At 38.3% G+C, this 14,523-nt stretch carries 12 protein-coding genes; 7 read left to right on the top strand and 5 right to left on the bottom strand.

Annotation, left to right across the window (positions count from 1 at the left end; genetic code table 11):
• Positions 1 to 5: 5 nt before the first annotated feature.
• Both kdpA and LS41612_RS23880 read right to left on the bottom strand, forming a co-directional pair.
• On the bottom strand, positions 6 to 1,700 hold the full coding sequence (kdpA, locus tag LS41612_RS08290) for a potassium-transporting ATPase subunit KdpA (RefSeq protein ID WP_024362988.1): 1,695 nt from the start codon (positions 1,698 to 1,700) through the stop codon (positions 6 to 8).
• Positions 1,701 to 1,723: 23 nt separating this feature from the next.
• The gene (locus LS41612_RS23880) at positions 1,724 to 1,804 is read right to left on the bottom strand and encodes a potassium-transporting ATPase subunit F (protein ID WP_108029786.1); all 81 of its coding nucleotides are present in this window, start codon (positions 1,802 to 1,804) and stop codon (positions 1,724 to 1,726) included.
• Positions 1,805 to 2,069: 265 nt separating this feature from the next.
• On the opposite strand from LS41612_RS23880, the gene LS41612_RS08285 reads away from it, so the two are divergent.
• The 5 genes from LS41612_RS08285 to LS41612_RS08265 all read left to right on the top strand — a co-directional run bounded on the left by LS41612_RS08285 (position 2,070) and on the right by LS41612_RS08265 (position 8,199).
• Positions 2,070 to 4,778, top strand: coding sequence for an ATP-binding protein (locus tag LS41612_RS08285; RefSeq protein WP_229387104.1), 2,709 nt, complete (start codon positions 2,070 to 2,072; stop codon positions 4,776 to 4,778).
• On the top strand, positions 4,771 to 5,475 hold the full coding sequence (locus LS41612_RS08280) for a response regulator (protein ID WP_024362990.1): 705 nt from the start codon (positions 4,771 to 4,773) through the stop codon (positions 5,473 to 5,475). The genes LS41612_RS08285 and LS41612_RS08280 overlap by 8 nt, the downstream gene beginning before the upstream one ends.
• A 330-nt stretch (positions 5,476 to 5,805) precedes the next feature.
• Positions 5,806 to 6,033, top strand: coding sequence for a FeoA family protein (locus tag LS41612_RS08275; RefSeq protein WP_024362991.1), 228 nt, complete (start codon positions 5,806 to 5,808; stop codon positions 6,031 to 6,033).
• Entirely contained in the window at positions 6,030 to 8,009 is a 1,980-nt protein-coding gene (gene feoB / locus LS41612_RS08270; protein ID WP_024362992.1) for a ferrous iron transport protein B, read from the top strand. The genes LS41612_RS08275 and feoB overlap by 4 nt, the downstream gene beginning before the upstream one ends.
• 16 nt (positions 8,010 to 8,025) lie before the next feature.
• A complete protein-coding gene (locus LS41612_RS08265; RefSeq protein WP_080653342.1) occupies positions 8,026 to 8,199 on the top strand; it encodes a FeoB-associated Cys-rich membrane protein in 174 nt (57 codons plus the stop codon).
• 90 nt (positions 8,200 to 8,289) lie between these two features.
• Here LS41612_RS08265 and LS41612_RS08260 read toward each other — a convergent pair whose 3' ends face one another.
• Positions 8,290 to 9,978, bottom strand: coding sequence for a methyl-accepting chemotaxis protein (locus tag LS41612_RS08260; RefSeq protein ID WP_024362993.1), 1,689 nt, complete (start codon positions 9,976 to 9,978; stop codon positions 8,290 to 8,292).
• Between the two features lie 392 nt (positions 9,979 to 10,370).
• On the opposite strand from LS41612_RS08260, the gene LS41612_RS08255 reads away from it, so the two are divergent.
• Both LS41612_RS08255 and LS41612_RS08250 read left to right on the top strand, forming a co-directional pair.
• Complete coding sequence (locus LS41612_RS08255; protein ID WP_024362994.1) at positions 10,371 to 10,910, top strand: 4-hydroxy-3-methylbut-2-enyl diphosphate reductase; 540 nt, start codon at positions 10,371 to 10,373, stop codon at positions 10,908 to 10,910.
• Positions 10,911 to 10,979: 69 nt separating this feature from the next.
• Positions 10,980 to 11,948 carry a 4-hydroxy-3-methylbut-2-enyl diphosphate reductase gene (locus tag LS41612_RS08250; RefSeq protein ID WP_024362995.1) on the top strand — a complete coding sequence of 323 codons (969 nt, stop codon included), beginning with the start codon at positions 10,980 to 10,982 and terminating at the stop codon, positions 11,946 to 11,948.
• 132 nt (positions 11,949 to 12,080) lie between these two features.
• Here the strand turns inward: LS41612_RS08250 and LS41612_RS08245 are convergent, their stop codons facing one another.
• Both LS41612_RS08245 and LS41612_RS08240 read right to left on the bottom strand, forming a co-directional pair.
• A complete protein-coding gene (locus tag LS41612_RS08245; RefSeq protein WP_024362996.1) occupies positions 12,081 to 12,782 on the bottom strand; it encodes a response regulator in 702 nt (233 codons plus the stop codon).
• 55 nt (positions 12,783 to 12,837) lie between these two features.
• Positions 12,838 to 14,445, bottom strand: a complete 1,608-nt coding sequence (locus tag LS41612_RS08240) for an ATP-binding protein (protein WP_029747260.1) — start codon at positions 14,443 to 14,445, stop codon at positions 12,838 to 12,840.
• Positions 14,446 to 14,523: the final 78 nt, after the last annotated feature.

Here is a 14,523-nt window from a genome sequence, read left to right as displayed (position 1 = left end):
CCTCATTAGGAATGTATTTGTAAATGCTCCGTAATTGGTCCAAGTGCTAATGCGGGTAAAAATGTTAGCGCACCAATCATCAGTACAATGGCAACAAGCAAAAATGTAAACATTGAGGTATCTGTTTTCAATGTTCCAACTGAATCGCTGTGCCACATTTTTTTAGCAAGTAGTGAAGCAATTGCTAATTGAAGGATAATGGTTAAATAGCGACCAAAAAACATAGCTAACCCTGTCGTCACATTCCAAAACGTTGAGTTATCAGCTAATCCTTCAAAGCCAGAGCCATTGTTGGCAGATGCTGAAGCAAACTCATATAGTACTTGCGATAAACCGTGTGCCCCTGGATTTGTAATACCAGCTACCCCAGATGTTGTGGCAACAGCAAGCGCAGAAAACAGTAGGATAATTGCAGGATGAATTAAAATACAAAGTGCTATTAACTTCATTTCCTTTTCCTCAATTTTCTTTCCTAAAAACTGTGGCGTGCGACCAATCATTAAACATGCGATGAAAATCGTTAGTAAGACATACATCATCATATTCATCAGCCCAACACCCTTGCCCCCAAATACAACATTTAACATCATATTAAACATCGGCACCATTCCACCAATTGGGGTTAATGTATCGTGCATGTTATTGACCGAGCCCGTTGTAAAGGCAGTTGTGACTGTAGTGAAAAGGGCAGATTGGGCTACCCCAAAGCGCATTTCTTTTCCTTCCATACTGCCAAGCTCCTGAGTAATTCCCAGGTTACTAATAAGGGGGTTACCCGCACGCTCAGCAATATACACTGTCACTAACCCTATAAGAAATAGCATACCCATTGCAGCAAAGATCGCTAGCCCTTGCTTGCCGAATATTGTTTTTTTCTTTCTATAAGCAACCATTAGACTAAAGGCAACAACACAAGCACCTGGTAGCAACATCATAGATAGCATTTCTACGATATTTGATATAACCGTAGGGTTTTCAAAAGGCGTTGTGGAATTAGCACCATTAAACCCACCTCCATTTGTACCTACATGTTTAATAGATTCAAGTGAGGCAACTGGTCCCAATGCGATATCTTGCATTTTTCCTTCGATTGTTTGAACAGTTTGATTGGCACTGAATGTTTGAGGTGCTCCTTGCGATACTAAAATAATGGCAACTACGATGGAAATAGGCATTAAAACACGTGTAATCACACGCACAAAATCTACAAAGAAATTGCCTAATGTATCACTTTTTGCAACTAATCGTCTACAGAACGCCATACAAGCAGCGTAGCCAGTCGCTGCAGATGTAAACATCATAAAAATAATAACAAGCATTTGTGACAAATAACTTAAACCAGATTCACCACTATAATGTTGTAGATTGGTGTTGGTCATAAACGAAATGATGGTATTAAAAGAAAGTGATGCCTCCATATTTTCTATATCATTTGGATTTAACAGCAAAAAAGATTGAATGCGTAAAAGAATGTATCCGATAAAAACCATAAAAGCATTTGAAATAATTAATGACAATACATATTGCTTACCTGTCATATCCACTTGTTTAATGCCGCATACCTTATAAATCACATGATCCACTTTATCCATTAATGGATCGAGCCATGTTTTTTTATGCATTGTCACACGAAAAAGATAATGGCCGGTCAGGATAACAAGCGGTAAATAAATAATACAAACAATGGCTATTTGCCACATACTCTATTCCTCCTAAATACCTATTAATATTTTTCCGGATATAATAGGGCATGCCCTAAATATCCAAAAAGCAATATAAGTATTATTCCAATAACAATCCACATAGCAATTCCTCCCCTTACTCTTCGACTAGCTTGTAGCACCAAGTCGTTAACGCATATAGACTGGCAAAACTAATGAGTAATAAGCCAACCATATATAAATCCATCAATTGCATCACCCTTCTCTCTATTTGATGTTTTTATCATACTGACTTTCAAATTAATGTAGTGTTAGGATATCGCTTCTTTGTATTAAGAAACGATAAAGGTGTTAAATCTTTACACTTTCTTAATGGCAGATAACGCTATAATACAAATGAGGTGAAGGATGATGGAAAAAATGCGCCCCACTCCCGAAGAGCTTTTAACAAGGTTTCATCAGGAACAAACAACTGTCGGTAGATTGAAGATATTTATTGGGTATGCAGCCGGCGTCGGAAAAACGTATGCTATGCTAGATGCCGCACATTTAGCAAAAAAACTTGGAAAAGATGTAGTAATTGGCTATATAGAGCCACATCCTCGACCAGAAACATTAGCATTACTTGATGGGCTTGAACAAATACCTACTAGAACAATCCATTATAAAGGGAGAACTTTTCAAGAATTGGATATTGATGCGGTATTGGAGCGTAAACCGGAAATTGTCCTTATCGATGAGTTGGCTCATAGCAACGTTCCGGTTATGCGACATACAAAACGTTTTGGAGACGTGGAAGAATTACTAGCAAAAGGCATTCATGTCTATACAACCGTTAATATTCAACATATTGAAAGTCTTCATGATGTTGTAGAAGAAATTACTGGGGTAAAAGTGCGCGAACGTATTCCAGATTATTTAATCGATCAAGCCGCGCTTATTAAAATTGTAGATATCGAACCTGATGAGTTAATTCAACGCTTAATAGAAGGAAAAATATATTCCAAACAACAAGCTGAAAAAGCGTTAGCATCTTTTTTTCGCAAACAAAATTTAGTAGCACTGCGGGAAATCGCCCTGCGTAGAACGGCAGATACGATTAATTACAAACAAATAAATGACAGCGAATCGATTAGGCAAACGACACAAATTGAAGAGCATATTTTAGTTGGTATTAGTAGCTCCCCAACCAACGCAAAAGTCATTCGCACTGCTGCCAGACTTGCTCAAGCCTTACATGGTAAATTCACGGCGCTTTATGTACAAAAGGTGAAAGAAGGTGACGATAACGACGCGAACTCGGAGCGGTTACAACAGCATATTAAATTGACCGAACAACTTGGCGGACATGTCGTAATCGTGCAGGAGAATGATGTCGCAGCAGCGCTTGCTAATTATGCTCAAATGAGTGGCGTCACAAAACTGGTACTCGGCAGGACGGTGATGAAAAAGAAATGGTGGCAGCCCAATGCAAAAATCATCGATCGACTCAATGATTATGTACCAAATCTCGCTATTCATATCGTGCCAGACCAAGAAAACGAACAATTTTATTTTCCAGATCTTCGCAATCGACTAACTTTTGAATGGTTAGATTTGTTGAAGATGTCCGTCGTGTTTAGCTTGGCGTCATGTTTAGCCTTATTTTTCTTCACAATGGGCGTCAGCGAATCGAATATTATTACAATATATATTCTTAGTGTGTTAATTCTTGCGATTTGGTCATCTGGATGGCTCATGACTATTATTAGCTCGGCTGTAGCTGTACTATTATTCAACTTTTTATTTACAGAGCCACGATTTTCACTGGAAGCATATCATCGAGACTATCCGATGACATTTATGATTATGTTTTTCTCTGGCATTATTACAAGTAGCTTAACGAAAAAGATAAAAGAGCAGGCCATCGTAGCCGTCCGAAAATCCTATCGAATGGAAGTGTTGCTTGAAACGAATCGCAAATTACAACACGCTAAGTCCATTGAAGATATCATTACAGAAGGCATGTCTCAAATTGTTAAATTAGTAGAGAAACCTGTCCAATTTTTTGAAATAGAAAATAACATGATTGCTAAATCTGTTTTTTTTCCAACACCAACTCTATCAAATACTGAAAATACGAAAGTAGCTACCCTATTTAAAAATACAAATGAACTAGGCGTCGTTCATTGGGTCATCAACAATAACCACTTTGCTGGCGTGTCAACTGACATTTTCCCAGAAGTAAACGGCTATTATTTGCCCGTTCTTTCAAGTGGCAGTGTAAAGGGTGTCGTTGGCATTGCGCTTTCAAAGCAAACCCCATTACCTGCATTTGAACGCCATATTTTAAATGCCATTATGAATGATTTTTCGTTTGCGTTAGATAAATGGTATTTGCAAAACTTAAATGAAAAAGTTGCAAGAGAAGCTGAACTTGAACAAATGAGAGCGAATCTTTTGCGTGCTATCTCGCATGATTTACGGACACCACTGACCACGATTTCTGGGAATGCGGATATATTGTTAACGAATACAGTTCAAATTCCAGATACAGAAAAAACTCGATTATATGAAGATATCTATAAAAATTCAAGATGGCTTGTGCAAATGGTCGAAAACTTACTAGCCGTTTCGATGTTAGAGGATGGACAATTTGCCCTCGAAATGCAGCTGGAGCTAGTGGAGGATATTATTCAAGAGGCGTTGCTACATGTAATTCCACGCAACAATACGCATCATATTTCTTATCATGTAGAGCCCGAATTAGTCATGGCTTTGATGGATGCACGTCTGATTATTCAAGTGCTTATTAATATTATTAATAATGCCCTAACGTATACACCTGCTGGTAGTGACATCTCTTTTATCGCAAAAGAGGAAGGCGAATATGTACATTTTAGTATAGCTGATAATGGACCAGGTATTGACGATTCATTAAAAGAAAAGCTGTTTGAACCATTTATCACTGGGAAAGTGCAGCGCAGTGATAGCCGAAGAGGCTTAGGGTTAGGATTAGCATTATGTCAGACGATTTTAACTTTACACGATAGTAAATTAGTAGTTGAAGATAACTACCCGAACGGAACCATCTTTCGTTTTACTTTAAAAAAAGGAGTTGTCAGTATCGATGAATAAACGGATTTTAGTCGTTGAAGACGACATAGCAATTGGCAATTTAATTAAAATGACCTTAACTACCCAAAATTATGAATTCGATATTATGCAAGATGGTTCAAGTGCTTTACAAAAAGCCATAACGTTCAAACCGAATGTAATTATCCTTGACTTAGGATTGCCTGATATGGATGGCCTAGACTTTATTCACAAAATCCGCAGTTGGACACAAACGCCGATTATCGTCGTTAGTGCCCGCGGTGCAGAGCTTGATAAAATTAATGCGCTTGATGCAGGGGCAGATGATTATGTTACAAAACCTTTTAGTGTCGAAGAGCTACTTGCACGCATTCGAGTAGCTTTAAGAAGAACGGTCAGCGAACATCAAATAGAAAATGAATCAGCCGTGTTTGTCAATGGTCATTTAGAAATTGATTACTTGGCTAACACAGTGTTTGTCAACGGTGTGGAAGTACATTTAACCCCCATCGAATATAAACTATTAGTCGTGCTATCCAAGCATGTAGGCAAAGTGTTGACACATAACTTCTTATTGAAGGAAATTTGGCAAAATGTATTACAATCGGACGTCCCTAGTCTTCGAGTTTTTATGGCAACCCTGCGCAAAAAAATAGAAGATAATCCATCCCAACCAAAGTACATTCAGACACACGTTCGTGTTGGCTATCGCATGCTTCGTTATCATGATGATGACTAAAAAACCGATAGGGCAAGTTAGCAAGCGCATTTACCTCTAGTAACCACACTCCTATTGGGGAAAAGTCCGTTATGCCTTTGAATAAGGTGCCAGTTACATGACATGACACCACTTCATTGGCGACAGACAACTTCCCCTATTGGATTGTCTCCTTTTTACTTTCTACCTGCTTTATAGGAAGCATGACTATTCCCCAACCATCCTTATAGCTTAAAGCGACTTTCATATTGTTTCCTACTGTAAACCTCTTATTGATAGATTGCATAAAAGGTGATACTATATTATTTATTTTGACAATGATTATCACTCACAAGGAAGTAGGTAGATTTCATGGACCTTCATGCGGTTCAATTGGGTGAAAAAGTTAAAGTTAAAGACCTACAGCAAGTCGATGCACTCTTAATGAAACGTTTAAATGCATTTGGCATAAAAGAGGGCTGCCAAGTATGTATGGTTCAAAAAGGTTGGTTTTCTGGCGCCTGTATAATGGAATGCCAAGGTCAGAAAATCGGCCTGCGTAAAAAAGACTTAATGAACATAAAGGTAGAACAATTATGAGGCGATTAGCTTTAATAGGAAACCCTAATATTGGAAAAACATCATTATTTAATACATTAACAAATTCATACGAATATGTTGGCAATTGGAGTGGTGTAACGGTTGAAAAAAAGGTAGGACAGGTAAAGAAGCTCAATAAAGAAATTATCGATTTGCCTGGTGTTTATACACTTAATCCTATTTCTAGAGATGAAAGCGTCGTTACTACATTTCTACTAGAAGAACAAATAGATGGGCTTTTAAATATTATCGATGCATCCAATTTCGAACGAAATATGCAACTAACACTCGATTTATTAGAACTAAGAAAGCCTATTATTATTTGCTTAAATATGATGGACGTTGCGAAGAAAAAGGGCATCTCCATTAACATAGAGAAATTACAAAGTACTTTAGGTGTACCTGTAATTCCAATTGTCGCTCGTACAGGAAAAGGCATCGAGGGGATTTATCAAGCATTAGAAAGCACTTCCCAACTCGAACAACATTTTACGTTAACATACGATACCCCTATCGAAACAGCCATTGCAACGATTGAAGACCTGCTACAAAATGTGGCTGCTGAGCAAAAAAGATGGTGTGCGATTCAATTTTTAATGGGCAATCAGGCTATCGATGCTTTCTTACAAAACGAGGACTACTTGCATAAAATACAAACGATTCGAACGGCACTAGCAACTGAAATAGGTGAGTCGTTAAGTGGCGCCATTACAAATCAACGGGACAGCTACATCGCAACCATTAAAAATGAATTGGTCATTCAAGAGAAAAGTGAAAAACAATGGACCGAACATATAGATAAAGTTTTAACACACCCTGTTTTAGGTGTACCAATCTTCTTAGCGTTGATGTATTTCATGTTTCAAGCAACGTTTGCTTGGATTGGCGGGCCCCTTTCAGATCTTTTGGATCGCTTTGTTGGTGGACCTTTTAGTGAAACGGTTTATAATGGGTTAACGGCAATCGGCGCATCATCTTTTATTATTCATTTAATTTGTGATGGTATTATTGCCGGTGTTGGAGGGGTAATCGTTTTTATTCCTCAAATCTTTGTCTTGTTTTTCTTTATTTCTTTACTAGAGGATTCGGGCTATATGGCAAGAATTGCAGTCGTTATGGACCGTCTAATGGAATTCTTTGGCTTGAACGGGAAAGCTTTTATTCCCATGATTATCAGTTTTGGTTGCAATGTTCCCGGCATTATGGCGGCTAGAACAATTGAACAACCAAAGGAAAGACTTTTAACTATTCTTGTAGCTCCCTTTATGAGTTGTTCAGCTCGGTTACCGGTTTATGCTTTGTTTGGCGCAGCATTCTTTGCAAAACATCAATCATTGGTTGTCTTATCTTTATATCTATTAGGAATTGTAATAGCATTACTTGTCACAAAGTTATTGTCTATGACACTCCTAAAAAATGAGACGTCAGTTTTCTTTGTGGAATTGCCTTCCTATCATATGCCCCAGTTTAAAACCCTTTGGCGTTCAACATGGGAAAAAGGGAAAGGATTTCTTCGCAAAGCTGGGACAATTATCTTTGCGGGCTCCGTTATCATTTGGCTATTATCCTATATAGGACCACATGGCACAAATGTAGCGATGGATGAAAGCTTTCTCGCAATGATTGGCGGCGCTTTTGGGGTCCTCTTTATACCACTTGGATTTGGGACATGGCAAGCTGGAGCATCCCTTATATCGGGCTTTTTAGCAAAAGAGGTAATTGTTTCAACAATGGCAATTATTTATGGTGTAAATGAAGGTGTATTATCGTCCACTATGACAACCCATTTTAATGCATTAAGTGCCTATACCTTTTTAGTTTTTGTGTTGCTCTACATGCCTTGTTTAGCAACGGTTGGCGCTATTAAAAGAGAAACACAATCTACTAAATGGACGTTATTCGCTACTATTTATCCGTTTGTTGTTGCCTATTTAATTGCACTCGTTGTTTACGCAATTGGGAATCTATTTATTTGAGGTGTAGAAGATGTCGATAATCATCAATGTAGTCATTGGCGGTATTATTTTTGGCTATGCAGGGGTTACTTTATATAAGAGCATTAAGAAGCAGAAAAAAGGGAAATGTGCAGCCTGTTCTTTACAGAAAAGTTGTACAACCAATACGTGCGCACCTCCGGCTAAAATAAACGATTCCAATCAACATTAACACAGCAACTTTACAAAGGTATTAAAATAGGCATGGCTCCCAAGTATAGGAGTCATGCCTTTTGTATTTCGCATATGAAACGACAACGTATTAGATATTAAATTTATTGATAACTTCTTTCACTGATAAAGCTTCCTCACTTAACGATTTAGCAACCGTGTTAATCTCCTGTATAGTTGCCACTTGTTCTTCAATGGTCGCTGCAACGGCATCTGACTGTTCAGCAGCATGGACAGCAGCGGAAGACATTTCATTTACCGAGGCGGCCATTTCTTCTGTACTTGCTGAAATTTGTTGGGTTGAAGCCGAGACATCTTCAATTTGGTCCGTCATCTCTTCAATAGATTTTAAAATATTATCGAAGGAATGTTGGGCATTGCGAATAAATTTCACGCCTTCCTCAACATTGCCTACTGTTTCCCCTACCGCCTTTTCCACTTCTTGCGTATCTTGTTGAATAAGCGTTACTAGCTCGACAATTTGTTTTGCGGATTCTTTGGATTCCTCTGCTAGTTTGCGTACTTCATCTGCAACAATTGCAAAACCTTTCCCATGCTCTCCTGCACGGGCTGCTTCGATTGCGGCATTAAGTGCCAACAGATTCGTTTGTTCCGTAATAGCAGAAATCACTTTTGTAATATTAACAATTTCAGCAGATTGAGTACTTAGCTGATCGATTCGATCACTTGTTGATTGAGATGATTGTTGAATAATCGACATTTGCTTTTCTGCAATTTGTAAGGTTTGTTCGCCTTCGTTTGCAGCAGATTGTGTACTGATTGCTTTTGTATGAAGCATTTGTGTAGCTTCTGCAATACGTTGAACACCTTGTGCAGTTTCATCCATCGCTATCGAACTCTCCCGCCCAGTTGCAGCAGATTGATTATCACTAAAAGCCATTCGTTCGACAAGATTGGCAATATCGTTTGAAGAATGTGATATCTCGTCCGTACTAGCTGCTAATTGCTCCGCTGCGGAAGTGGTATGTTCCACATTCAATGTCATGTTATGAATAAGTGAATGTAAATTAGATTTCATCAAATTAAATGAATCTGCTAATTTTCTTATTTCATCATTTGTTCGAACTTCTATATCCTTTTGACATAAATCGCCTTTTGCAATCACTTCAGCCGCTGCCGCCAATTTATTTACTGGCACTACAATTGAACGAACTAACAAGACGCCAACTGCTAAACAAATGACTAAAATAATGCCAAATATCCATAAGAACACGTCTCTATTATGGTCGACAAGATGTTCAACATTGTCTAATTTTTTTTGCATTTCGGCAATGCTATCTTGTTGGAATACATCTACTTTTTCATTAATTTCTATTGACGTTGTATCAAATTCAAGCATTATTTGATTACCAGCCTCATGGCCACCTTCTATATAACTAGTTGCCATTTTCTGCCCAGTGCTATAGTAGGCATCAAATGCACGTTTAATCGTATCTAATTTTTCTTGCTGTTGGGGATGAAGGCTTTTCAATTGTTCTAAGTCTCGATAAAAAATTTCACTATATTTTTGTGCCAAGTCAAACCCATCATCTAAATTATTTTGGGCACGTGTGGCACTAATATCCGTTAAATACTGTTGTACCTGCACAACTGACAACTTCATTTCATCTGCTAGCAATGTAGATTGAAATGTCTTTTCCTTTATTACTTGTATTTCCTTTAGCTGCGAAGATGCATTTCGTTGTTGAACAATCCCCATTACTAGAACAAGCAATATAATAATACCAAACGATAACACACTTCTTAATTTAATTGTCACAAAAAACCCTCCTCAATTGGACCCGACTATTACAGTTTTGTAAAAATAACAAACCACATTTACATAACTGTAACATATTTCTTACAATCCAATCGCTATTATTCATTTTTCCACTAATATAATCCATAATACACATTCTTTTTGCCTAAGTTAGCACTTACCAACAAATTATTATACGCTTGCTCAAGTAAAAATATTGTGTATTTTTTTAGAATTTTATTTACAAAGCAGTTGATGGAACGATGTATTTACAGCTGTTCTTTCATGATTCCTTACGATTTCTTCCACTTTCTAGTTATTAGTCGTTGTCGAACGCTAACATCAGCGTCTGCATATCATATCTATAATCAGGTATGTCATCAATGAAAAACGTACAATGAAAGGAGATCATTATGGTATTTAGACCACCTTATCAATTCCCTATGTATCCAAATGGCATGCAAATGCCTGCGCAAATGCCCATGCAAATGCGGATGCCAACACCTCCACAAATGCCACCGCAGTCCTTTTACCCGCCTGGAGGCTTTCCTCAACCACGAATTCCAGGTGGCTTTCCAATGTCTGGGGGCATGAGGGGGGCATTCGGAGGGCAAATGCCGACACCACCTGTACAGGAGCCTTCTAAAATCGGTTCATTTTTACAACAGGCAAATAGTTTATTTAACTCTGCCAAAACGTATACCCCTTATATACAACAAGCAATGCCTATGGTAAAAAACATTCCTTCACTATTAAAACTATATAAAGGTTTTTCAGGGCTCCCTGCAGCTGGAGCGGCGGCGGGTGCGGCAGCGGCTGCAACTGATGCAGCCGCTGCTAGCAATGTCGCAGGTTCAACAAGAACTAGACGTTCAACACAACAAAGTGCGTCGACTACTCCGCGACAACCACTTCCATCGAAGCCGCGCATTTTCCAGCCACCTATGGAGTGAACGTTTCTTTGTATTCGCCGTGCCTGTCCGTTATAATGTAGGTAGGTAAGCTTGAAAGGAGTCACAACCATGCAAGTATTAAAAATTAATCCACGTGGCTATTGCTACGGTGTTGTTGATGCGATGGTCATTGCACGTAACGCCGCACTCGATAAAACATTACCAAGACCTATCTACATTTTAGGGATGATTGTGCACAATAAGCATGTTACAGATGCCTTTGAAGAGGATGGTATCATTACACTAGATGGTGATAATCGCTTAGAAATTATTGAACAGGTTGAAACAGGCACTGTTATTTTCACAGCACATGGTGTTTCACCTGAAATTCGTGAAATTGCGAAACGCAAAGGCCTAGTATCCATTGATGCTACATGTCCTGACGTAACAGTAACACACGATTTGATTCGTGAAAAATCAGCTGAGGGCTATGATATTATTTATATCGGTAAGAAAGGTCATCCAGAGCCAGAGGGGGCAATTGGTGTTGCTCCAGACCATGTTCATTTAGTACAATCTTCATCGGATATCGATGCATTAAACTTAACGAATGATAAATTGCTCGTCACGAACCAAACGACTATGAGTCAATGGGACGTTGCACATTTAATGGATAGTTTAAAAGAAAAGTTCCCACATATCGAAGTTCATAAAGAAATTTGTTTAGCGACACAAGTACGTCAAGAAGCAGTTGCGAAACAAGCAGGGGAAGCTGATTTACTAATTGTTGTTGGTGATCCAAAATCTAATAACTCAAACCGTCTTACACAAGTATCAGTAGAAATTGCTGGCACACCTTCATATCGTATTGCAGACGTTTCGGAGCTTAAAATTGATTGGTTAAAAGGAATTAATACTGTTGCTGTCACTGCCGGTGCCTCAACTCCAACCCCTATTGTAAAAGAGGTTATTACTTTCCTTGAGCAATTCGATGAAAAAGACGAAACAACTCATACGATCCAACGGACGGTGACACTTGATAAAATTTTACCAAAAATTAAAACGCCTAAACCTGTCGATAAAATTATGCCTTACTAATTGACTTAGGGCGATGTTAAAGTACTTGAACAAAACGAAAAAGTGTTAGATTGATTGTCATCAATCTAACACTTTTTTGCTACGCCGTTGTTGTCCGCTTCGGCGCTACTTTCCGCTTAGCACACCTTAGTGTCATTTACTAAAATAATAATTAATTGGGCGACCAATGCCACCGTAATGGACATCCATCGTAATTTCCTGTTGTTTTTCTAAATAATCTAAGTACCGTCTTGCTGTTACACGCGCAATGCCCACCCCACTGGCAACATCTTCTGCTGATGCACCGTCCACTGATTGTAAATAATGGACCACTTTTTCAAGTGTTGCTCGATTAAAGCCTTTCGGCAACGTTTTTTCAGACTTTTCTTCATTTGCTAGCTCACGTTTTTCTTGCTCATTATGATAATGGAATAATTGATCGAGCTCTCCTTGCGTAAATTCTCTTTCTGTTTGCATTTGTTGCTTAAAGCGCTTGTAATTTTCCAGCGTTCCTTGTACGCGCTCAAATGAAAAAGGCTTCATAATATAATCGAAGACACCAAGGTGCAAAACTTGTTTAACGGTTTCCATATCATTGGCTGCTGTTACGGTAATAACGTCGACTGGTATTTTCAATTCTCGAATTTTCCGCAAGCTTGTTAGGCCATCCTGCTCTGGCATAAAAATATCCATAAATACAAGGTCTGGTTGTAGTGAACAAATTTGCTCTATGCCCTCTACGCCGTTTGAGGCTTGTCCTATTACCTCAAATCCGGCTACTTTTTCGATGAATTGACGGTTTACTTCCCGCACCATCGGATCGTCCTCTATTAATAACACGTTTATTTGTGTCACTGTCAAGCCCTCCATATACTCTAGTACAACTCATTAGCGAAAAAATCGCTGTATATTAAGAATGATAAAATGTTAATAAAAAGCTCGTCCCTTTGTTCGGCTCACTTATTACTTCAATTTCACCCTGTCCTTTTTGGACAATTTCTTTTATTAAATATAGTCCAATTCCTCGACCCTTTTTTTCTTTCGTCGAATAGCCATTATCAAAAATATGTGCCTTTACTGCCTCTGACATGCCGACACCGTTATCCGTTACTAATATTGCCAGTACATCTTCATCTTCATCCACCGAAATATGCACAACCTTTTCTTCCATCGGACTATCCCTTAATGCATCAAAGGCATTTTCGATTAGATTCCCAAAAATAATAACAAAATCGTGATGATCTAAATTTTTCGGAAATGTTGTCAGACGACTAGCTCTGTCTATTTCAAGTGTAATCCCATGCTCTTTCGCATGGGCAATTTTACTGAGCAATAGACCCGATATATTTTCATTTTTAATGCGCTCATTTAAAAACTTCGTAATTTCATCATGTTCTTCTTTTACTTGCGTTAAGTAAGTAAGTGCCTGATCATAATGGCCAAGCTGTAAAAGACCAGCAATCGTATGCAATTTATTTTTATGTTCATGCGTTTGGACACGTAATGCCTGTACAAACGCCTTTACACCTGTAAGTTCTTCGGCTAGCTTTTTCACTTCTGTACGATCCTTGAACATAGCCACCGCACCAACGGTTTCACCATTTACCTGTATAGGAATCCGATTACTCATAATACTATGATTATTGATATAAAGTTCACGATTATATAGTGGGCGATCTAGCGCTAATATCTCGGGTAGACGTGTATCTGGTAATACGTCGAAGATTTTTTTGCCTATTAATGCCGAAGGGCGGTGTGCTACGCCTAATATATCACATGCTTTTTCATTAAAGATTGTAATTGTAAATTCTTTATCAATGGCAATAATTCCCTCATGCATTGCGTTAAATGTTTCAGTTCGTTCCACATACATTTTAGCAATTTCGTGTGGTTCTAATCCAAACATTTGCTTTTTCATATGTCGCCCTAAAGTTTGAGCACCCCATGCGCTAAATAACAATGACATAACTAATGTAATGATTAGCTCTTTTTGTATAGACGATAGTAGCTCGCTAACTGTTAACACACTAAACCCTACAATCACTACGCCAATTTGACGTCCGTCATCATTCATAATCGGGACAAAAGCACGCACCATATCGCCATGTTCACCATGCGCGATTGATGTATAATAATGCTCCGAAAATGCCGCGTTTAAATCACCTGACTGTGATATGGTCCCTATTTCTTCCGAGTTCGGATGGGAATACTTGCGTCGTTGCATATCGAGAACCACAATATACTGTGCTCCGTTAATATCTCGAATTTCTTCCACAACAGGATTTATATGTTTAGTTGCTTCTAAAAAATCGCTGTTTGCAATGGCCGATTTTAATTCTGGTAACTGTGATACGGTTTTTGCTACCAATAACGCCTGTTCTGCTAACTTTTCTTTTTGCTCGTTCATCACAAACCCTAGTAAAAACGTACCACCAATACTAAAGGAAAGCATGAGTATAAAAAAAGTAAGAGACATGATTTTTCCCTTCATCGATAATTTTTGAAATTTCAATATCATTGCCTCCTTCTTACTATGTATTAGCTTTCTCCCTATGTTAGAATAACAAAAACATGTGAAAATACGAATCAATTGGGT

The sequence above is a fragment of the Lysinibacillus sphaericus genome (assembly GCF_002982115.1).
Taxonomy (GTDB): domain Bacteria; phylum Bacillota; class Bacilli; order Bacillales_A; family Planococcaceae; genus Lysinibacillus; species Lysinibacillus sphaericus.
Note: the sequence above shows the minus strand (reverse complement) of the source record. Positions and strands in the feature narration are given on the sequence as shown.